Genomic DNA, 20,634 nt, shown 5'->3' with positions numbered 1-20,634 from the left:
TGATTGCACGGCCAACCGCCCAAGGTTCGAGTGGTATTGCAGGGAGGTGCAACCGCTCGATCCATGGTTGCTGCGTCCATGGACTCGCCAGCGCCCCACTACCGCCCGAGTTTAATATCAAACGCCGCACGTCAGCCCATCGCGGCAGCCGGGCGGGTGGGGGATCGATCCACAAGACACGCGCCCCGAAGCGTTCATGCACCCACCGGACGAAATGGTGGGGCCTCTGGGCAAAGCTTGCCAGTGGTACCGGTGCTAGGTAGAGTAGTTTCATTGGCGTGCCGCGGCGCGCAGATCGCCCATGAGGCGTGCGACGATGCGAACAGCCGCGTGTCCATCTCCGAATGGTGAGCCAGCGGCGGCCATGCGGGCGTAAAGCGCGGAGTCCTCCAACACTGCGTGGGTCGATGCAACGATATCCTCCGTCTGCGTACCCACAAGTCGGTTGGCGCCGATGGCCACGGCTTCGGGGCGCTCGGTTTCCTCTCGCAACACCAGTACCGGCACGCCAAGCGCAGGCGCTTCTTCTTGTATCCCCCCAGAATCGGAAAGGATGAGCCGTGCACCTTTCATTAGCCAGCAAAAACTGCCGTAGGGAACCGGCGCGATCAGACGCACATTGCTGACGCCGCTCAGAAGGCGCTGCAGAGACTCGCGCACGGCAGGGTTCGGATGCACGGGTACTATCCAATCGAAGCTGGGGTACCGGGTTGCCAATTGCCGCAACGCGTTGGCGATCCGAATCAGTGCTTCGCCATGATTTTCGCGCCGGTGTACAGTCACCAATACATAAGGGCGGTTTTCATCGACGGGAAGGTCCGCTGGCTTGGGCATGGCCAATACGTCGAGTAACGCATCGATCACCGTATTGCCTGTAACTTCAATCTGTGTCGCGGCGTGTCCTTCACGCAACAAGGCGGCGCGCGCGTTTTCGGTGGGGGCAAAATGCCAGCGAGCGACCTGTGCCGTCAGACGTCGGTTCATTTCTTCGGGAAAAGGCAGCAGTGGATTGCGTGTGCGCAAACCGGCTTCCACATGGGCAAACGGGATATGACGGAAAAAGCTCGCCAGCGAACCCGCGAGTACGCTCACCGTATCCCCCTGACCCAGTACCACATCGGGTTTTGCCGTCTCGAGCCAGCGATCCAATCCAGCCAATGCCCGTGAAGTCAGCGCCGCCAGCGACTGCTGCTCGCGCATCGCCTGCAAATCGTGTACGGCTTTCAGTCCGAAGAGATCCAAAATCGGTTGCACCAAGTCCCGATGCTGCCCGGTCAACACCAAACTGCAGTGCGCGTCATGCTCGGCCTCGATCGCTCGAACCACGGGTGCCATCTTGATCGCCTCGGGGCGCGTACCTATCAGCACTGCCAAATGCCAACGCTTCATACAGAGGTCTCCGGTTTATTTACGGGCGCCATGCGATAGCGGTGCGGCTCCCAGCGACCCCACTTCTCTTCGTATCGCTGCCGATTGCGTTCAAAGATTTCCCGCTTGCGTCGCGCACCTTCCTGGTCGAAGGTTGCCGACAGTTCGTGGTAGACGAACACGTCCTCCGCACACCCGATCTCAAATCCCGCGGCCTGCAGTCGCCGACAATAATCATCGTCCTCGAAAAAACCCGGGAAAAAACGCTCATCCATCGGGCCGATCTGCTCCCATACCCAACGTGGCAGCATCACGCAAAAGAAGGCTGCGGTTTGCAGAGGAAAACACTGCCCGGAATGACACCGGGTGTAAGTCCGTGCTGCGCGCAACACGGCTTCCAGTCCATCTGCGGGTAACTCGATCCGGGCCTCATTCCCGATGTTGTTCGTTACTGGACAAAGCAATCCCAGCCGCGGGTTGCGTTCGAAGTGCCGTCGCAAACCCCGTGCCCATCCCGGCGTGACGACGGTGTCGTTGTTGAGCACGACCAGGTAGTCACCCGTCGCGTGGGCCATGCCAGCGTTGACCCCGCCGGCGAAGCCAAGATTTTTTTCGAGGATGACCGCCCGACGTCGGTGTGGGTCTTGCGCTTGCCAGCGCTTTAGGCCTTGGGCGGTCTCGTCGCTAGAGGCGTTATCAACCGCGATGACCTGTGTGGGCACCCCATCGGTACACGCTTGCAGGCTGTCGAGACAGCGCTGGGTCAGGGGCCATTGGTTGTAGCAAACCACCACCACGCTCACGCGGGGTTCGGATACATCGTTGAGTGACGCCTGCAGGCTCTGTGCGCGTGCGTCCCACGTCTGTTGCCGAGCGAACGCCATCCGCCGCGCTTCCAATACCGTCTGGGTAACTGGCGATTCGGCCAGGGCGTTGCGAATCGCGCGCTCGAAGCCATCGACGTCGCTCGCCAGCGCCACTAACCCCTCATCGGCGAGAGGGGTCAATTCCGGCAGATCCGTGGCGACGACCGGTTTCCCGGCGCTCAAGTACTCGTAAACCTTCACGGGGTTGGTAGCCAGTGTCAGCGGTGTGCGTTTGAAGGGAATGAGACACACATCAAAGGAGGCCAACCATGACGGCAGCTCGGCATAGCGCACTTCGCCGGGTAAGCGGACGTGGGTATGGTGGGCCAACAACTGACGGGCGCCTACCGTGTCTTCGCCAATGAGTACCCAGTCGACATCCGGGATGCGGCTGGCAAGGGCATCGATCAGCGCCATGTCGAACCAGCTTGCGATGGCACCGTAGTAACCCACGACGGGCCGCGCCTTCGCAGGCGACGCCGGTGTTTGCGTCCGAGCCGCTCGAGAAAAGTGGGTGTAGTCAGCGGCGTTACGTATCATTGCTACCGCGCGCGCGTGAGGTCGTGCCCAGGTTTGCAGGAAGTCTGAAGTGACCACCGTCAAGTCACTCTGCGCCAGCAGTGCCAACTCCCGTGGCGCGTGGTCGTCCGCCGTGTTGTCGAATCCCGCGTGGTGATCCATGCAGTCATAAACCAGCAGCGCGTCGCCAAAGCCGCGGGCCAGCTCCAGCCAAAACGGGTGTTGCACGACGCAGACCGCTGAGCCGATCTCGGCATCCAGCCATAGGCGTGCGAGACCGGCGCGCAACTGGTCCAACGACTCGCCGTCGGCAACATGTTCATAGATGTTGGGGATCCGGGCCGTGTGCAAAGCGATCTGGTACACCGCCCTCTCGGGATCGACACACTCAGCCGCATAACCCGCACCCGCCACTGGCCGCAGATGCGGTGTCAGGTAAAAAACCCGTGCTTCGCATTGTCGCGCCAGCGCCAGCGCCAACTGCTGCGGTCTTTGATGGCGGAAGTGCCAATCGATCACCCCAAAAAAAATCCAGTCGCGCACCCCAGGTCGCGCAGATGGCCAAGAGGGGATCGCCCCGGCGTCGCTCCCCGCTGTCGAGGCCGCTGCCTCGTGTGACACGCCCTTCGCGCGCGCAACCTGCCAGCGGTGGCGCTGGGCTTGCAGCCAACGTTTCCAGCTCGGTGGCAGTGGGAGACGGTGATAAAGTTGGCGAAGCATGACATCCCATGACACGCCCGTGAGGGCGTTAGCAAAACACAAAACTATACCTGTAACCGAGATGAGAACCCAACGCTCGCTCAAGAGCCGTGCCGCCCATGCTCGATCGCCCGCATGACCCCGCATGGGGGCACCCGGCCCACCAGACGGCACTGGATCCGCGCGAACTCGGTCGCGTCCTGTGCGTCGCGCCCCATCCGGACGACGAGGTCCTTGGCGCGGGCGGCTTACTGGCGCAGCTCGCAGAGTCCGGCCTCGAGCCGCGAGTGTGGCTGTTGACGTCTGGCGAGGAGGGCTTCACCGACCGCGCAGTGGCCAACCCGCCCGTTGAGGATCGACTGCAGGAGTCGGCTGCGGCGGCGGCGCGGCTCGGGTACGCCCCGCCCATTCGTGTGCCGGGTCTTCGCGACGGCGCCGTACGCTACGGTCCGGCGCTCATAAACATGCTGGTGCGCGCCCTTGCCGAACACGCCTGCCAGACAGTGCTGCTGCCGGCGCTCACCGAGCCTCACCCCGACCATCAGGCCGTCGCCTTGGCCGGCGTGGCCGCGGTGGTCCAGGCGCTGGAAGCTGGACAGGCTGTCGAGCGTATCTTGTTTTACGAAGTGGGCGCACCCACGGTACCCAACGCCTGGGTCGATATCACGGCGGTGGCTGCGCGCAAATGGGCCGCCATCGAATGCTTCCAGTCCCAGCTGGCGTTACAGCCCTACCTCGAGCAGGCGCAGGCGCTCGCCCGTGTGCGCGCGTTCGGACATCCCGGTTGCGCGGCGGCCGAAGCGTTTCTGCTCGTGGATGCGGCGACACTGCGCCGTCAGGGACCGTCTGCCGCAGCCTGGTTTGCCCCGCGTCGCGCCCTGGCGCTGGCGCTGCAGCCAGCGGATTTGCCGCGCGTTGCGGTGCTCATCCGCAGCATGGACCGCGACTGCCTCGCCGACGCGCTCGCCAGCGTCGCGGCGCAGACCTATCCGAACGTCGAAGTGTGGGTGCTCAATGCCAGCGGCCGTCGGCACCGGCCTCTTCCATTGCTGGATCCGGCGCTGGCCTGCCGCTTGATCGAGCCCGGGCCCACCGTCAATCCGGGGGCGTTTGCCGATGGTGCGCCCCCGTTAGGGCGTGCCGAGGCCGCCAACCAGCTCCTCGACGCGTGCGATGCCCCCCTGGCCCTTTTTCTGGATGACGATGACGTTGTGCTGCCAGAGCACATCCAGCGGCTGGTCGCCGCGCTGGAGCGAGCCCCTCAGGCGGTCGCTGCCTACGCGGGTGTGCGCGTCATCGATGTGCTCGGCCAGACCGTGCGCGAATACGACCTGCCATGGGCGCCGCAGCGCCTTCACGGCATCAACTTTCTACCTATCCATGCAGTGCTCTTTCGGCGTGACGCGGTACGGCGTGCGCGGGCGCGTTTCGATCCTACCCTGCCTGTGCTCGAGGATTGGCATTTTTGGTGCCAGCTCGCCGCCCTTGGCCCCTTCGAGCACGTGCCCGGCGTCAGTGCGCTGTACCGCCAGGGGCAGGGCCATTCTCAGCTCGCCAACCCGGCGCATCCCCATCACTGGTCAGTTTGGCATCGTCGCATCCTCGAACGCGCGGCTGACCGATGGTCGGCGGCGCAGATCGCGGACGTGGTGGCGTGGCACGCCATCACCCTCGATGCGCGTGAAACCGACCTCGCCCGGGCGCACGTGCAGCTAAGCGCCGCCGAACAGGACCGGCACGCTACAGAGGCTCGCCTGCGCGACACCGAGGCCCGCTTGCGTCACACCGAAAGCGAGCTGGCTTTGGTTCTGGGTTCGCGGACCTGGCGCTGGACGCAGCCTTTGCGCTCGCTGGCACGGCGTCTGCGCGGAGGGTAAAGCGGTGGTGGTTCAGCTGCGGCCCATGACTGCGGACGACATCGAGTCCGCTTGCGCGCTTTTTCATACCGTTTTTGGCCATCCGCGTAGTCCACAAGAGTGGCGCTGGAAGTTCGCGCAAGCCCCGGGCTTGGGCGCGGTCAATATCGTCGCTGTCAACGGCAGCGGTCAGCTACTGGCCCACGCCGGCGCTCAGATGTTCGAGGGCCGTTGGGGCGACCAACCCGTGCGCTGGGTTCAAGTTTGCGATGTCATGGTCCATCCCCAGGCGCGTGGCGATTTGGGCCCGGGCAACCTCTACCGCAAGCTCATGCGCGCCCTCGATGACACGCTCCAGCCACTCGGCCCTGCATCGTGGCCGATGTTTATTTACGGTTTCCCAGGCATACGCCCCGCGCGCCTGGGCGAGCGCATGGGTCTCTACCGGCGGCTCTACACCTGTGCGGCGCAGCAAGGCGATGACCTTCCGCGCGGGCTGCTCGCGCGCTGGCGCGCCACCCAAGGTTGGCGTGCGCAGGCCGTGCCGTGGTCTGCCTTGCACGATCCAGGTTTGGCCGCGTTCTGGCGCCGCACCGCGGCGCCATCGGTTGCCGGCATCGGCCTGCTCAAAACCGCCGCCTACCTCGATTGGCGCTACGCCCGTCATCCCACGCAGCGCTACCGCCTGTGGCTGCTGCGCCGCGCCTGGGCATCGCCGCGGGGCTGGCTGGTCACGCGAGAAGCCGGCTCACCCGAGGTGATCGACGCCAGTCTGCCCGCAGATCTGCCGCTGCGGCCGGCACTGGCCGCTTTGGCTGCGGCCAGCCGAACCGGCGGCTGGTGCTGCTGGCTGCCAGGGGATTTTCCGATGGTCTCGACCCCGATCGTCGCGGTGGAGATCAGCGGCAACGGACGCTTCCACCCCGACTGGCCGCTGCCCCGGTTTCAGCCGGGTGACACCGACGTCTTTTGACGAATCCAAGCGGCAGCCCACTGCCGCCCCCAAGCGCGCGCGGGCGCTTCGACCAACCGGTGCAAGCCTTCGGCGCTCAAAATAAGCAACACCAAACCCAGCGCCAGTGCCTGCCATGCTCCGACTGCCGATCGCAGAACCACCAGCCACGGCAGCCATGCCATGTGCAGCAGATAAACCCCATAACTCAGTCGCCCAGCCCACCAACCCACATCACGCAACCAGCCCCAGACGGGCGTCGCGTGGGCCGTGCCGGCCAGCCACAACGCAAAGGCTGCCCCCGTTACCGCGCCGAGCTGCCCGTTCTTCCAATCGTGCCCGCCTGCCCAATGCTCGAGCACCGGGTACGCCCACACGGTCGCGACAGCCAGTGTTGCGCCCAGCACCGCGGCCAGGGGCCGCCGACTCTGGTTGGTTGTGCGCCCCCAGTGCCACGCCCACGCACCCAGCAAAAACTCCAGTATCAAGCCCGGCAGATGGTGCAGCGCGAGGTAAGCCAGGTTTTGCGACTGCGCATCCGCCGCTGCCATCAACCCCAGCCGCAGCGCGATGGCCGCGGCCAGCATCGCGGCGAACCCCCGCGGACCCCAGCGCGCACATACCCAGGCCAAGACCGGCAGCAGCGCGTAATACTCCAACTCCGCGGGCAGGCTCCAAAACGCCGGGTTGTAGTAAAACGCCATCTCCCGGCTTTGCAGATGTGCCAGCACCACATGTTGCGGCAGGTACAGCAGCGGCTTTCCGGCAGCGGCAGCCAAGGCGACATAGACTGCCAGCGCCACCCAGTAGGCCGGTAGCATCCGCGTGGCCCGCCGCACCGCATACGGCAGCAACGGCCCCACGCCGCCGAACAGACTCGGCGCAAACACAAAACCGCTCAGCACAAAAAACAGATCCACGCCCACGAAGGCATAGCGCCCATAGTTAGGCTCGAAGCCCAGCGGCACCGCCCAGTGCGCCCACACCACCAGCAGCGCCGCCGCGCCGCGCCATGCCTCTACCGACCAAATCATGTGGGGCTTTCCGGCTGCGCCAAGCGACGCAGCGCGTCGGGTTGATAAACCTGCCAGCGCTCGCCATCGCGCCGCACCACGCCATCCTGCTGCAGTCGCTGCAACACCCGCGTCACCGTCTCGCGTGTCGTATTCAGTCGCCAGCCCAGCTCCGCATGGGTCGGCAGCCGCAGACGGCCCCCTGGCTCCATCAGGTGCAGCAGGCTGGCGCACACCCGCGCACTCACCGGGTGGATGGCCAAAAACTTCTGCCATGCTGCCATGTCGTTGACTTGCTGCGCCAACCACCGCGCGGCGCGCAGCGCCACGGTGGGCATCTGCAGCCATTCCAAGGCCCGTGGTCGTGGCAAAACCGCCACCGTGGCTGGCCCTTGGACCGCCACCCAGTGCATGAGCAGCGGGCGATCGGCCAGCAGCTGCGCCAGTCCCAGCACATCGCCCGCAGAGGCAGAGACCAGCGGCGCCTCGCGGCCATCCAAGGTTCGCTCCACGGCTTGCACCGTTCCCTGAACCACCAGCGCAAAACCCGCAAACGGCCCTCCATTGGGGGGCAGAACCTCGCGACGGCGCAGGCTCCACAGCTCCATATGGCTGGCAGCGAAGCTCAGCACGTTTTCGGGTGTCTCGGCAAAAAAAGGGCTGGCCTGCAAAACCAGGGCTGAGACCGGCAAATCCGCTCCTCTCTTAGCGTAGATTTCGTAAAATGGGAACGATTCGAAACCGTCGCGGGGCATATTTTGCCTTGTGTGCTGGTTCTCCGGGAGCCGATCATGTGCACGCCTGTCCGCCTTTTGCTTACACTCGTTGGGGTCATCGTCGCCGCGACGATGCATGCCGTCGCGTGGGCGCAGTCGTCCGCGGTGCCGGTCGCGCGCGTGGCGCTTGCCGTGGGGCAAGCGCAGCGCATTGATGTGCGCGGTCAGGCGCAGCCCATAGTGCTGGGGTCCGAGCTTGCCGAGCAAGACCGTATCGTCACTGGCAAGGACGGCATGCTCATGCTGGTGTTTAGCGACCAGGCCCGGGTCGCGGTTCGGCCCGAGACCGAGCTCGTCATCCGTCGCTACCGCATCGATCCTGCTGGGGTTGATACCCGCATTCACATCGACCTCATTCGCGGCGCCATGCGCCAAATCTCCGGGCAGGGTGCGCAGCTGCAGCCAGAGCGCTACCGCCTCAACACCCCCATCGCCGTCATTGGCGTGCGCGGGACCGACTTTCTTGCCAAAGTGGGCGACAGCTCCGTCGAAACCTACGTTCATGAAGGCATGATCGTCGTCCTGCCAGTGTTGGAGGCGGAAGGCACTCTCAGCGCCATGGCGACCTTGAGCGCCAGCAACGCGGCGCAATACCTCGTCGTACGGCCCGGCGGCCAGATCGAGCGGCGCCACGTTTCCCCCGCCGAGATCGAAGCCCTCTTCGGCATTCGTGTCTCTGTCAATGGCCGCCCCGCCGCTGCCGAGCCCTCGGCGCGCGCCCCGCAAACTACTGCGCTCGACACCCGTCGCGTCGATTCGGGCCTCGATGTCGCCGACAACCAAACCCCCTCGGTCGCCGAAGTCTTGGCGACCAGCCGCGAGATTCGGCCCCTCCCCGCCGTTCCCCCCATGCCCAAGCAGCTCGTCTGGGGCCGCTTCTCGGGCGCGGACGATCTGCCCTGGCGGCTGACCCTCGAGTACGCCGCTGCCGCGGCTGGTCGTCACCCCACCGTCGGGGAGTTGGGCCAATTCGCGTTGTTTCGCGACGATCCCCGGGCAAGCCTCGACCGCAATCTGCGCGGGCAGGTCGATTTTGCGCTTGCTGCGGCCGATGCCCTGCTCATCCAGGCCACGCAAGCCAGCCCCGTGCGCATCAGCGCCCCCGCGTTGTCGGTCGACTTCGACCGCATGCGTTTTGCCACCCAAATGACGCTCAGTGCGGATGGCCAGCCGCAGCAAACGTTGTCGGCCAACGGCAGCGTCAACAGCGACGGTATTTTGCTGTCGCTCGGCCCGCAACAGCGTGTCGCGGGCGCCCTCACGGCCAATGGCCGCGAGGCGGGGTACTTCTTCAACCTTCAAGCGCCCGCGGGCCTGTACCAGGGTATGACGCTCTGGTCAGCCAAATGACCCCCGTGGCGGCTGCGCGCGCGTGGCGTGATCACGCCGTGCCCGGGATGCTGGCCTTGGCGCTGTCCCTGGCGCTTGCAGCCGTGCTGGCGCGGTTGCCCATCAGCGCCGGGCTCGACCGTCTTTGGCAAGACCAACTCACGCGCTGGCAAACACCAGTACCGGCGCCAGACGACATCATTCTCATCGACATCGACGAACGTAGCCTGCAAGAACTGGGCCCCTGGCCGTGGCCGCGCCCCGTGCTGGCGCGCATCGCCGAACGATTGCGCAGCCTGGGCGTGCAGCTGCAGGTCTGGGACTTACTGCTGCCCGAGCCGGCCGCGGGCGACGCGGAGCTGCAACGCCAACTTGCTGTGGGGGACATCGTTCTCGGCCAGGTTCTCGTGATCGACCCCGCCGTCCTCGATCCCCCTCGGCTCGGGCGCCTGCTAGCCGCCGATGACGCTCCCCCGCTGTGTACCCCGGGGATCACACTGCATGGCTACCTCGGCCTGGCCGAAGGCTTGACGCCACGCGCGAGTGGCCACCTCAGCGCCACGCCCGACGCCGATGGCCGCCTGCGCCGACTGCCCGCCGTCATTTGTGACCCCGCTGCGTCAGACGGCGAAACAACCGGGCAAACACGGCCCCCCGCGCCGCAGCGCTACCCCCAGCTCGCCCTGGCGGCGGCGGCAGCGGCCAGCCCGGCCGACTCGTCCTGGCAACTGCGCTCGGGGGACGGCTGGCTCGACGCCCCGCAATGGCTCCAGCGCGGCCGCTGGCGCTTCGCGCTCGACGCCCAAGGGCAACTCCACATCCCGTACCGTCGCGCGCACACCCAGTGGCACGCCATCAGCGCACGCCTATTGCTACAGTCCGACGCACCGCTGCCCCCGCTGCAAGGGCGCATCGCCTTTCTCGGTGCCACCGCGGTGGGCGTGGGCGACGTCATTCCCACCCCGTTACACCCCCGCGCCCCCGGCGTCAGCATCCATGCCGAGCTGGTCGCGCAATCGCTCAGCCCCGGGCCCTGGCCCGGCATCCCCCTGCCGCATCCAGTGACGCTGGCCGCGGGCATCACGGGGCTGGCGGCCTTGGCGCTGTGGCCCTGGTGGCGGGGGTTGGTGCGGCTCCGTGGGCGCCTCCTGCGTACCCATGGCTCGGTGCCGGCCGCGTTGCCCCATGACGCTGGCGGGTCCCGCACATCCGCGGCCGCGTGGGCTCCCCACGGTGCCAGTACGCTGGCGGCCTCGGCCCTGCTGGCGCTGGCCCTGCCCCTGCTGCTGAGCGCTTGGGCGCGTCTCCAGGCCGGGCTCTCCCTGCCCATGGCGGCTCCCACGGCTGCCGTCATGGGCCTGTGGGTCGTGCTGCTGGGGGCGCAGTGGATGGCCCAGCGCCGCCGCGCGCAGGCACTCGCGCGCATGCTCGAGAGCTTTGTGCCGCCACAGCTCGCGCACCGTATCGCGCACCAAACCGCCGACGGCGACAGCCTGGGACAAGCCTGCCAAGGCAGCCTGCTGGCGCTGCGCATCGAGGGGCTCGACGCCTGGGTGGCGCGGGTCGACAGCCTACAGGCGCTCGCCCTCATTCATGCCCTGCACAGCACCGTTCAGGACATCGCCCAGCAGCACGGCGGCACCATGGAGCACGCCCAAGGCGGCATCCTCTACCTAGGCTGGCCAGGCCAATCCCCGGTCGAGGCGCGCGCTGTCCTGGCGTGCGCCCGCGTGTTGCATGCCCAGCTCACGCCTTTGCTGCGCCAAAACGAGCACCCGGCCTGTCCCCTGTCCGCCTACATCGCCGTGGAGTGCGGCAGCTACCTGCTCGGGCTCGTCGGCGGCCCCCGCAGCCGCCGCAGCGTGCTGCTCGGGCCGGCGGCCAACGACGTCGCCGCCATGCTCGCCCTCGGGCCCGAACTGGCAGCCCCCATCCTCGTCGGCTCGGCGGCGGCGCAACGCCTACAGCAAGCAGACGCCGCGCCGCCGCTGCAACCCCTGGGCCACTTCCTCCTCCCGGATCGGCCCCAGTCGCAACCGCTGTGGTGGTGCGCCCCGTGACGTTGCCCTTGCTTGCGCATCGCTCGGGCGGCGCGATCGCGGTCGGCCCCGCACTGATACTTGCTGCGTCGTTGGCCTGGGGGCCGGCGGTGGCGCAGCCCGCAGTGGCCGACGCCGCGCCCGGCCCCGGCGCGGAATCCACCGCCCGCCCATCCCCCGATCTATCCCCCGAGGCCCAGGCCGCCTGGCAAGAAGCCCAAAGCGCGCTGGCCCGGCAGGACTGGGTGCAGGCCGAGCTCTGGCTCGAGCGTACCCTCATGCTAAGCCCCGAGCACGCCGAAAGCCTCATCCAGCTCGTGCTCGTGCTGCTGCACCGGGGTCGTACCGAGACCGCGCAAGCCCTCATCGCCGCGCTCGAAGCCGACCCCCGCACCCCCGCCGACCAACGGGCCCGCCTGGCGCAGCTGCGCCTGAGCGCGGTTGGCTCCATTCTGCCTGGGCCCGACACCCCCGCGCGCACCACCGTCCAAGTCGGCTTGGGCCGCAGCAGCAATCCGCTCGCCCTCACCGGCGCGCGCGAAATCCGCCTCACCCTGCCGGAAGGCGACGTTTTCGCGACCCTGAGCCAGCGTCCCCAACCCGCCGCCATCGCCAGCACCGAAGTGACCCACCAAGCCGCAAACGGCAGCCAATGGGGCCTGCAGCTGCGCCGCAGCGACCTGCCCGACACTGCGACCGCCTGGCGGCTGCGGGTTTGGGCTCCCCTGGGGCAGGGCGACGCGGCCACGCCCGCCGCGGCCAGCCAATGGGCGCTACAACTCGGCGCCCAGCGCGACCTCGACCACAGCGCCCGCGCCAACCTGCAGCTCATCCACCGCTGCGCTGACGCGCCCGATACGGGCACCGTCTGGCTCTGCGGCCTGGGTTGGTTCGACGAAAACAACGGCCGCCGTGGCCTGCTCGTGCGCGCGCTACGCACCCAAACCGCCCCTCGTCCAGCAGCGCGGTGGCCTTGGCCCTCCGCCACGCAGGCGTGGGCCGAGGCCGACATCCTGCGCCACGCCACACAGCCCAACCAAGTTCGCCTGGGCGCGCAGTTGGCGTGGCAGCTCGCGCCCCACTGGCAGCTGCTCGGCGCCCTGCAGTGGCAAAGCGACACCTCGGGCTACAGCCCCTTGCTCGCCAACGGCGCGCGCCGCCGCTTGCTCACCGGGCAAATCGTGCTGCAGTGGCGCCTGCCCATCGACCCCTCTGTGGGCCAATGGACCCTGCAACTCGCCTCCACCCGTCGGCACGCCAACCTGCCCCTATTTGCGTGGCGCGAGCACAACGTGCAGCTGCTGTGGCAGCGTACCCTGCCTAACGGCCGTTGACGTCGCGTACTGTTGCGCACACGCCACATGTTTTCGGGCAACCGTGTGACCGCCATCACATCCCGTGGAACCGCCGGCGGCGGCCGGTGACATACAATGTGCTCGGGCACCCGCAGCCTAAGCCTGCTTCGGGGTCGATCCATCTCTTTCCTTTCAAGGAGTGCAACCCATGGCTATGACCACTCAGCAACAAACCGATGCCTATCGGTTCTTTGCCATCGCTTTTGGTGCCGCCCCCGGCGTCACCTACATGAACCAAATCGCCGACGCCTACGCGGCTGGCATGACGACCAAGCAAATCGTCAACGTCTACACCACCAAGCCGCAGTTCACCTCGGTGTATCCCAACTTCTACACGAACGCGCAGTTCGCGAACGCCTTGATCGAAAACGTCGTTGGCACCTCCGCCAGCGCCGCCGCCAAGGCGCAAGCCAAGGCCGACGTCGAGGCTGCCCTCAATATCGGCTGGAGCCGGGGCGACGTGATCTACCAAATCTTCACCAACCTGGCCAACAAGCCCTTGACGGATCCCGACTGGGGCAACACCGCCAAGCTGCTGGCCAACCAAGTGGCCGTTGCGCGGTACTACACCGAAGTCAAGCTCGGCAACACCACCGACCTGGCCGTCCTCAAGTCGGTCATTGCTGGCGTGACGCCGACGACCGACGTGTCGACGACGGCGGCGCTGGATGCCGTGTTGGCCGGTGCGGCGACGGGGCAGACGTTTACGCTCACTACGGGTACGGACAATCTGACCGGCACGTCGGGCAACGACACTTTTACCGCTGGCGAGTCCGGTGGCGTAGCAACCCTGACGGTTGGCGACCAGATCAACGGTGGTGCAGGCAACGATACCCTGAACTGGATTCAAACCGCTGCTGTTACCGGCGTCCCCACTGGCGTCACTGTGACCAGCGTTGAAACCGTCAACGTCACCTCTGGTGCTGGCATCACGCTCAATACTACCGCTGGTTTTGCTGATACCACGGCACTGAACACGAACACCTCGGGTGCTGCCCAGACCATTACTGCTGCAGCTACTCAAAACCTGGTTGCCACCGTTGCCCTGCAGGGTGGCAACAACACCTCTTTCAACGGCGGTAACAATGTGACCGTCAACGCTACCGGCGTGACCACCGGTACCACCACCGTTGGCGGCACGACTGCTGCGGCTGGTGCAGTGGTGGTTAATGCAGCAGGTACGCTGGCTGATGGTGCAGGCGCCACGACGCTGACGATGGGCCAAGTCTCCGTCACGGGTGGCACGAAGGTTAATGTCGACGTGAAGGGTACCGTCACGGGCGGATCGGATGACGCGAATGATGCATTGACATTGAGCGCGGTCAACGTTACCGGCAATGCCTCGACGACCGAAGTTAGCGTGTCTCAAACCGCTGCTCAGACTCGAGTCGCTGGCGCCGCTGGTGTGGGGCGTGCAGCAATCGTAAACGGCCAAGTGACTGTCACCGATGTCAACGCTGCTTCGGCTACTGCTGCAGGCACGATTGCTACCGTCACCCTCAACAACTACGGCAACTCCACCATCGACTCCAGCGCGCTGACCACCGTCAATCTCTCTGGTACTGGTGGCACCCTTGGAATTAGCCGTGGCGCACTGACCGCTACCCCGACCGCCAACACGCTGAACCTGAACGTGAGCGGCCTGACCGCTGGCGCGATCACCGACGCAGAAGCTGCTTCTGACGATGGTTTCACCACCATCAACTTGGCTTCCACCGGTACCGCTTCCACCATCGCGGACCTGATCGCTGCTGACGCAACCGCGCTGAACATCTCTGGCGACGCCAAGGTGACTCTGACGGCTCAGACGATGGCCAATGTCAAGACCATCACCGTGACCAACACCGGCGGCGCTTCGCTGGGCACCGCTCTGGCTAACGACGTGCTGTTCGTTGGTGGCGCTGGCGCCGATGCCATCTCGATTGGCGCGACCACCAAGGCTATCAACATGGGTGCGGGTAATGACGTTGTGACCCTCTCTTCGGCGACCTTGGGCACCGGTGGTACCCTGAACGGCGGCGATGGCAAGGACACCCTGGTTGCCAACACCAACGGTTCTTCCTTCATTGCTGACCCGGCCTTTGGTGGCTTCGAAGTCCTGCGTGTTGCAGGTGCTGCTGCTCAAGGTAGCCATAACGCCAATGGTTTCATCGAGCTGGAAATCGGGAATACGGCTGGTGCGACGACCTTCACCAATGTTGCTGCTGGTGTCGGTCTGACCGTTCTGGGTAACCCGACCGGCGGTACCACTGTGACGCTGGCGAACGCCACCGGCACGAATGACACCTTCAACCTCACCCTAAAGTCTGCCTCCGCCTTGACTGCCGGTAGCGTGGCCCTGGCCGGCGTTGAAACTGTCAACATTACGAGCACCGATACTGACACCACAGCACATACAAACACGCTGACCCTGGTGGCCACCGCTGCCAAGTCGGTTGTGGTGACCGGTAACGCTGGTCTGAACCTGACCAACACCGGCAACACTGCCATCACCAGCTTCGACGCAAGTGGTGTGACTGGCGCTGCTGCTGATGCAGCTGCTCTGGCTGTGACTTTCGTTTCTGCTAACACCACTGTTAGTGAAGCTGTCACTATCAAGGGTGGTTCTGGTAATGACTCCCTGACTGGTAGCGCGACCGCAAACGACAGCATCTTTGGTAATGACGGCGCCGATACCCTGGTCTACACCGGTGGAGCTGACGTGTTCACCGGCGGTGCTGGTGCGGACACCTTTGATGTCAATGCAGTTGGTACCAAGACTGCGTTCTTGACCATTGCCGATGCTGCAAAGGCTGACAAGATCGACCTGGCTGGCATCTCCAGCGGCACGATCGCGAACGGTGCTTTGGGTGCCAAGGTGACTCTGGGTGCAGCTGCGACCCTGGATCAATACCTGGATGCTGCCGCAGCATTCGATGGCTCGACCAACGCTGTTGCCAAGTGGTTCCAGTTCGGTACCGATACCTACATCGTTGTGTCCAACGATAACGGCACGACCGGTCCGAGCGCGGGCTTCACCTCTGGCACCGATGCCGTCATCAAGCTGACTGGTACCATCGACCTCAGCACCTCCGCTTTCGCGTCGGAAGTTCTGACCATCGCCTAATCTCCCCGGAGACAAGCACCCGCCCTCGGGTAGGTGCTTGAGGTGATTGAAACCCTGTCCTTCTCACGAGGGGCAGGGTTTTTTCCATAAGGGCCTTGCGGTTGGGGCAGGGCTCTTACGGAAGAGATGAAAAAGGAGGAGCGATGCGACGCGCGTTTCTGATCGTTGGTTTCAACAACTGGGGTAAGACGACGCTCGTCTATGACCTGTTTGGCAAGCAACGATTTCTCGTTGGCTACGGCTATCGTTTACAACCTGACGTTGGACGGTGCTTTACGGTCGAGTCTCACTCCAATGATGATACCGGTGAGCAACGTTACATTGACTTGATTGAAAAGCGCGTCCGCGCCGCGCCGGCAAGTGCGCAAGACCTCATCAGCGTGCTGTGCCCCAGTCGAGAACCCGGCAACGACTGTGCTGGTGAAAAAATCCGATAAGCCACGTTTTGTGTCTTTCACGTGAATCTGGTCCCAGGCGCCAGCCGCCTGTGACGCCTTCCTGAAAGCGCTTCTGAGCGCCGTAAAAGCCTTTGCCGGCCACAGAGCATTGCCAAGCCTCAGAAGCGCCCAATTTCCGGGTGCACGCAAGCCTCGGCTGCCGGCACCGATGACCGAGAGGCGGCAAACGGGCGCTCGAGCGCTACGCTGCCCAGCGGTAGCTGGAGTGCAGCCCGCCCAACCACTTCTGACGCACAAGTTTCCTTGGGGTCTTGAAGAAGCCGGGATCGTTCGCGGCCGGGTTGTTCGTCACATCCGGCAAGATGGGCGGCTCCACACCACAGGCCATGTGCGGCCGTGCGGTGTTGTAGTACCGGCGAAACTCGGCCAGCAGCCGATTGAGATGCCGGTCGCTCAGCGGCTGCACGTAGCGCAGCAGCTCATTGTCCAGCGTGCGATGAAAGCGCTCGACCACCGCGTTTTGCCACGGACACTTGTAGCCAATCCGGATAGTCCTTATTCCCATGGCCGGCAGCGTCTGCTTGACGATGGGCAAGAAGATGCTGTCTCTGTCCATGACGATGGCTTCGGGCAGCACGTCCATGTCCATGAAGGCATTGCGCAGTTGCTGTGCGACCCACTGCGCCGTGGGGCTGTAGGTGGCGCGTGACCACTGCAGCACGCGGCGGCCGTGGTCAATCAGGTTAAACACGGCAAGCCGGTTGCCCGCAAGGTCGCCCGTGATTTTGAAGTCGATGGCCATGACGTGCTGGTTGTAGAGAGTGGTCAGCCAGCCGGGCTCTTCTTCCCGAGGCGGGCGCTTGCCCTTTGGCCTGGGCTTGAAGCCGTGCGCTTTGAGAATCTGCGCCACTGTCTGTTTGCTGATGCGAAACTTCAGCTCCCCGCCCGAGATCATGCGGGCGATGTGCCCGGCGCTGTAGCGCGGGTTATCGCGCTTGATGGCCAGGATGGCGTCGACGATGAAGGGTGGAGTGGGCGGTCGACCACGCGCCTTGCCCTCGGCGATTCTCATGGCGTGGCGCCTGCGCGCCTTGGCCTGCAGCCAGCGAATGTAGGCACCGGGCGAGAATCGCATGAAGCGCGTCAGCCAGGGAAAATACAGGCGCAGCCAGGCAATCAGCCGCCGCTGCCAGCATTTCAGCGTCGGCCGCTTCCTCACCAAGCGCCGCTTGGCCGGTGGTGTGCGACGGCCTTGGTTGGACACCACCTTGCTGCGCAGACTTTTGAGCTCGAGCGACAGCACCTTCAGTTGCAGTCGTCGCTGCGCCCAGGCGATACGATCATGCCGGTAGCGGCGCACGCTTAATCTGCCAACCAGAACCCCGCTGGCAAAGGCCAGCAGGGGTAAGCATAACCACAACACGCATCCTCCTTTCGGGCAAAAAAGGCCCAGAGGATAAGCGAAGCGGTTTCTTGTTTACAACGTGTGCCTTGTGAACTCATTGGGAGGATTTACTCGGGGATGTCCTGTTTTTTGTGTGTGGGGCGGTTTCTGAATCTGTCCTCGTGTCGTTCAGCGTGGTGCGAGGGTGAAGCGGTCGCCGGGGGTATCGCGAACTGGTTCATCGCCGATTTCCACTCCTTGCTCGCCCGCTTCCAGTCCGCGGTGATGTTGCGCAAGGCCAGCCAGATCAGCTTGGTGGCCGCCTCGTCGCTTGGGAAGTGCCCGCGGCTCTTGATGATCTTGCGTAACCGCGAATGCACGCTCTCGATGGCGTTGGTGGTGTAGATGATCCGCCGCACTTCGGGCGGGAACGCGAAGAACGGGATCACCCGGCTCCACGCCCGCCGCCAGGCCGCGACCACGGTCGGGAAGCGCTGGCCCCACGGCCCTGCCTCGAACGCGTCCAGCGCGCGCTCGGCGGCCTCCGCGCTCGGTGCGGTGTAGATCGGCTTGATCGCCGCGGCCAGCGCCTTACGGTCCTTCCAGCTCGCATAGTCGAGGCTGTTGCGGATCAGGTGCACGATGCAGGTCTGCAGGGTCGTGGCCGGAAACACCGCCTCCAGTGCCTCCGGCAGGCCCTTCAGGCCGTCGGCCACGCCGATCAGCAGGTCCGTGACCCCGCGGGTCTTGAGATCGTTGAACACCTTCATCCAGAACTTCGCGCCTTCGGTGTTCTCGATCCAAAGCCCCAGAATGTCGCGGGTCCCGTCCGGCAGCACGCCCAAGGCCAGATACACCGCCTTGTTGCGCACCACGCCGTCCTCGCGGATCTTCACCCGCAGGGCATCGAAGAACACCACCGGGTACATCGGCTCCAGCGGCCGGGCCTGCCAGGCCCCCACCTCGGCCATCACCGCGTCGGTGACGGCGCTGATGAACTCCGCTGACACCTCGATGGCGTACATCTCGGCCAGATGGCCCTGAATCTCGCGCACCGACATGCCGCGGGCATACATCGAGATGATCCGGTCGTCAAAGCCGGCAAACCGGCGCTCATGCTTCGGGATCAGCTGCGGTTCGAAGCTGCCGGCCCGGTCGCGGGGCACCTCGATCCGCAGCGGCCCGCCGTCGGTCAGCACGGTCTTGCCGCTGCGGCCGTTGCGATGGTTCCCGCAGCCGCCCTCGGGGCTGGCCAAGTGCACGCCCAGCTCAGCCCCCAAGGCGCGCTCGATCACGGCCTTCTTCAGCTTCTGGAACACGGCCTCGACGCCGGCGGCGTCCATCGGGCCGGGGATCAGCTTCTCAAGAAGCTCGTCGGGGAGGATGGCGTCCGGCTTCGCGACGGGGGTGGTCTTCTTGCGTGGCATGGGGGCTCCTGAACATCGTCATGGTGACCTTGCCCGCGAGTTCCGGATCCCATAGCTGAGACCGTTACGCAGCCTGCCTTTTCTGGGCGGCAAGCCAAGCCCGTTCGAATTGCATCGGACTGACATAGCCCAACGACGAATGAAGCCGCCGGTGGTTGTAGAACGTCAGCCAGTCGACGATCTCGTCCATGGCGTCGCGCCGGGTCTTGAAGCGTTTGCCGTGCAGCCTGCCCACCTTGAGCGAGCCCCACAGGCTTTCCGTGGGCGCATTGTCCCAGCAGTTCCCCTTGCGACTCATCGAGCTGCGCATGCCGTAGCCGGTCAGCGCCTTCTGGAAGTCGGCACTGCAGTATTGGCTGCCGCGATCGCTGTGGCATATCAGTCCCGGCGGCGGATGGCGGCGGAACCAGGCCATGTGCAACGCGTCAATCACCAGCTCGCGCCGCATGTGCGGCTGCATCGACCAGCCCACGACCTGGCGGCTGAACAGGTCGATGATCACCGCCAGGTACAGCCAGCCCTCGTCGGTGGCCACATACGTGATGTCGCTCGTCCACACGGCGTTCGGCGTGGCCGGCTTGAACTGCCGATCCACAAGGTTCGGCGCCACCGGCAGCTTGTGGTTGCTGTCGGTCGTAGCCTTGAACTTGCGCTTGCCTCGGGCGCGGATGCCGTGCAGGCTCATGAGCTTGCGAACGCGCTCCTTACCCACCCGAATGCCGCGTGCCAGCAGTTCCTTCCAGATCCGCGGCCAGCCGTACTCGCCACGCGTTTCGGCATGGATCGCTCGGATATGAACCAGCAGAGCATCGTTGCTGATCCCACGTCGTGGTCGTGCCTGGCGCACACGGTGGTCGTGGTACCCACTGGGGCTCACCCCCAGAACTGCGCACGCCACCGACACGGGCCAGCGCTTGCGGTTACGCTCGATCCAGGCGTACTTCACCCCCGCTCCTTCGCGAAGTACGCCGTCGCTTTTCCCAGGATGTCGCGCTCCATCTTGACCCGCGCCAGCTCCGCGCGCAGCCTGGCGATCTCCATCTGCTCTGGGCTCACCGGCTTGCTTCCAGCCCCCGCCAGACGACCGTCTCGGTCCGCACGGATCCAGTTGTGCAGCGTCTGTTGCGCAATGCCCAGGATCTTCGCCGTCGCCGCCATGCTCTGGCCAGCCTTGACCAGCCTGACCGCTTCCAGCTTGAACTCCAGCGTGTAGCGCGCTCTCGTTGCCTTCGTCACTTCCGTTCTCCTTGCCTGTATTCAACCACTCAGCAAGGGATCCGGTTTCCAGGGGCAAGGTCATGGTAGGCCCCCCACACAAAAATCCTGACACCCTCATTTACTCTGGACTGAGCAAGCCCCCACCGGCTGCGGCTTGCGCCTTCGCGGGCCGCTGTCGCATCGCGCGGCAGCGGCCTTTGTTCTCTTCACTCATCCCCGAAATTTAAAACCACTCCCTAGACGACTCAGCCCGGCGCGATAGCGCCGACTGAGTCGATCCAAGCGTGTGCCAAGGGGGCGCACCGCTCACCGACGCGTCACCGCCGGGC

General features: G+C 65.1%; 13 protein-coding genes and 1 pseudogene. 7 read left to right on the top strand and 7 right to left on the bottom strand.

Annotation, left to right across the window (positions count from 1 at the left end):
• Positions 1-270 precede the first annotated feature (270 nt).
• On the bottom strand, positions 271-1,389 hold the full coding sequence (gene wecB / locus ACPP3B_RS03790) for a non-hydrolyzing UDP-N-acetylglucosamine 2-epimerase (RefSeq protein WP_424859771.1): 1,119 nt from the start codon (positions 1,387-1,389) through the stop codon (positions 271-273).
• On the bottom strand, positions 1,386-3,296 hold the full coding sequence (locus tag ACPP3B_RS03785; RefSeq protein WP_424859770.1) for a glycosyltransferase: 1,911 nt from the start codon (positions 3,294-3,296) through the stop codon (positions 1,386-1,388). Before ACPP3B_RS03785 ends, wecB begins: the two co-directional genes overlap by 4 nt.
• Before the next feature lie 275 nt (positions 3,297-3,571).
• Between ACPP3B_RS03785 and ACPP3B_RS03780 the strand changes: the two genes are divergently transcribed.
• Complete coding sequence (locus tag ACPP3B_RS03780) at positions 3,572-5,329, top strand: PIG-L family deacetylase (protein ID WP_424859769.1); 1,758 nt, start codon at positions 3,572-3,574, stop codon at positions 5,327-5,329.
• Positions 5,330-5,354: 25 nt separating this feature from the next.
• Positions 5,355-6,281, top strand: a complete 927-nt coding sequence (locus tag ACPP3B_RS03775) for a GNAT family N-acetyltransferase (RefSeq protein WP_424859768.1) — start codon at positions 5,355-5,357, stop codon at positions 6,279-6,281.
• Here ACPP3B_RS03775 and ACPP3B_RS03770 read toward each other — a convergent pair.
• Both ACPP3B_RS03770 and ACPP3B_RS03765 read right to left on the bottom strand, forming a co-directional pair.
• On the bottom strand, positions 6,254-7,294 hold the full coding sequence (locus tag ACPP3B_RS03770) for an acyltransferase family protein (RefSeq protein ID WP_424859767.1): 1,041 nt from the start codon (positions 7,292-7,294) through the stop codon (positions 6,254-6,256). The genes ACPP3B_RS03775 and ACPP3B_RS03770 overlap by 28 nt on opposite strands.
• Positions 7,291-7,965, bottom strand: coding sequence for a Crp/Fnr family transcriptional regulator (locus ACPP3B_RS03765; RefSeq protein WP_424859766.1), 675 nt, complete (start codon positions 7,963-7,965; stop codon positions 7,291-7,293). The genes ACPP3B_RS03770 and ACPP3B_RS03765 overlap by 4 nt, the downstream gene beginning before the upstream one ends.
• Positions 7,966-8,064: 99 nt before the next feature.
• On the opposite strand from ACPP3B_RS03765, the gene ACPP3B_RS03760 reads away from it, so the two are divergent.
• From ACPP3B_RS03760 to ACPP3B_RS03740, 5 genes are all read left to right on the top strand, one after another.
• Positions 8,065-9,399: a FecR family protein gene (locus ACPP3B_RS03760; RefSeq protein ID WP_424859765.1), complete on the top strand. Its 1,335-nt coding sequence runs from the start codon at positions 8,065-8,067 to the stop codon at positions 9,397-9,399.
• Complete coding sequence (locus ACPP3B_RS03755) at positions 9,396-11,438, top strand: CHASE2 domain-containing protein (protein ID WP_424859764.1); 2,043 nt, start codon at positions 9,396-9,398, stop codon at positions 11,436-11,438. Before ACPP3B_RS03760 ends, ACPP3B_RS03755 begins: the two co-directional genes overlap by 4 nt.
• A complete protein-coding gene (locus ACPP3B_RS03750; RefSeq protein WP_424859763.1) occupies positions 11,435-12,751 on the top strand; it encodes a tetratricopeptide repeat protein in 1,317 nt (438 codons plus the stop codon). Before ACPP3B_RS03755 ends, ACPP3B_RS03750 begins: the two co-directional genes overlap by 4 nt.
• A 169-nt stretch (positions 12,752-12,920) precedes the next feature.
• Entirely contained in the window at positions 12,921-15,878 is a 2,958-nt protein-coding gene (locus ACPP3B_RS03745; RefSeq protein ID WP_424859762.1) for a beta strand repeat-containing protein, read from the top strand.
• A gap of 143 nt (positions 15,879-16,021) precedes the next feature.
• On the top strand, positions 16,022-16,315 hold the full coding sequence (locus ACPP3B_RS03740) for a hypothetical protein (RefSeq protein ID WP_424859761.1): 294 nt from the start codon (positions 16,022-16,024) through the stop codon (positions 16,313-16,315).
• A gap of 202 nt (positions 16,316-16,517) precedes the next feature.
• On the opposite strand, the gene ACPP3B_RS03735 is transcribed toward ACPP3B_RS03740, so the two are convergent.
• The 3 genes and pseudogenes from ACPP3B_RS03735 to ACPP3B_RS03725 all read right to left on the bottom strand — a co-directional run bounded on the left by ACPP3B_RS03735 (position 16,518) and on the right by ACPP3B_RS03725 (position 20,323).
• Positions 16,518-17,699: an integrase core domain-containing protein gene (locus tag ACPP3B_RS03735; protein ID WP_424859760.1), complete on the bottom strand. Its 1,182-nt coding sequence runs from the start codon at positions 17,697-17,699 to the stop codon at positions 16,518-16,520.
• Positions 17,700-17,849: 150 nt separating this feature from the next.
• Positions 17,850-19,087, bottom strand: a pseudogene (locus ACPP3B_RS03730) (IS256 family transposase).
• A gap of 64 nt (positions 19,088-19,151) precedes the next feature.
• Positions 19,152-20,323, bottom strand: a protein-coding gene (locus ACPP3B_RS03725) for an IS3 family transposase (protein ID WP_424859250.1) whose coding sequence is annotated in 2 segments (ribosomal slippage) — positions 19,152-20,068 and positions 20,068-20,323 — 1,173 coding nt in all. Because the reading frame shifts where the segments join, the coding sequence is not laid out codon by codon here.
• Positions 20,324-20,634: the final 311 nt, after the last annotated feature.

Origin of the sequence: Tepidimonas sp. HKU77, assembly GCF_049728535.1 — a bacterium.
Classification (GTDB): Bacteria; Pseudomonadota; Gammaproteobacteria; order Burkholderiales; family Burkholderiaceae_C; genus Tepidimonas.
The sequence above is the reverse complement of the archived record's forward strand: the minus strand, read 5'-3'. Positions and strand labels throughout refer to the sequence as shown.

Coding starts and splice junctions, on each gene's coding strand:
- ACPP3B_RS03780 (WP_424859769.1), top strand. CDS start 3,572: ATGCTCGATCGCCCGCATGACCCCGCATGGGGGCACCCGGCCCACCAG.
- wecB (WP_424859771.1), bottom strand. CDS start 1,389: ATGAAGCGTTGGCATTTGGCAGTGCTGATAGGTACGCGCCCCGAGGCG.
- ACPP3B_RS03770 (WP_424859767.1), bottom strand. CDS start 7,294: ATGATTTGGTCGGTAGAGGCATGGCGCGGCGCGGCGGCGCTGCTGGTG.
- ACPP3B_RS03775 (WP_424859768.1), top strand. CDS start 5,355: ATGACTGCGGACGACATCGAGTCCGCTTGCGCGCTTTTTCATACCGTT.
- ACPP3B_RS03760 (WP_424859765.1), top strand. CDS start 8,065: ATGTGCACGCCTGTCCGCCTTTTGCTTACACTCGTTGGGGTCATCGTC.
- ACPP3B_RS03740 (WP_424859761.1), top strand. CDS start 16,022: ATGCGACGCGCGTTTCTGATCGTTGGTTTCAACAACTGGGGTAAGACG.
- ACPP3B_RS03755 (WP_424859764.1), top strand. CDS start 9,396: ATGACCCCCGTGGCGGCTGCGCGCGCGTGGCGTGATCACGCCGTGCCC.
- ACPP3B_RS03745 (WP_424859762.1), top strand. CDS start 12,921: ATGGCTATGACCACTCAGCAACAAACCGATGCCTATCGGTTCTTTGCC.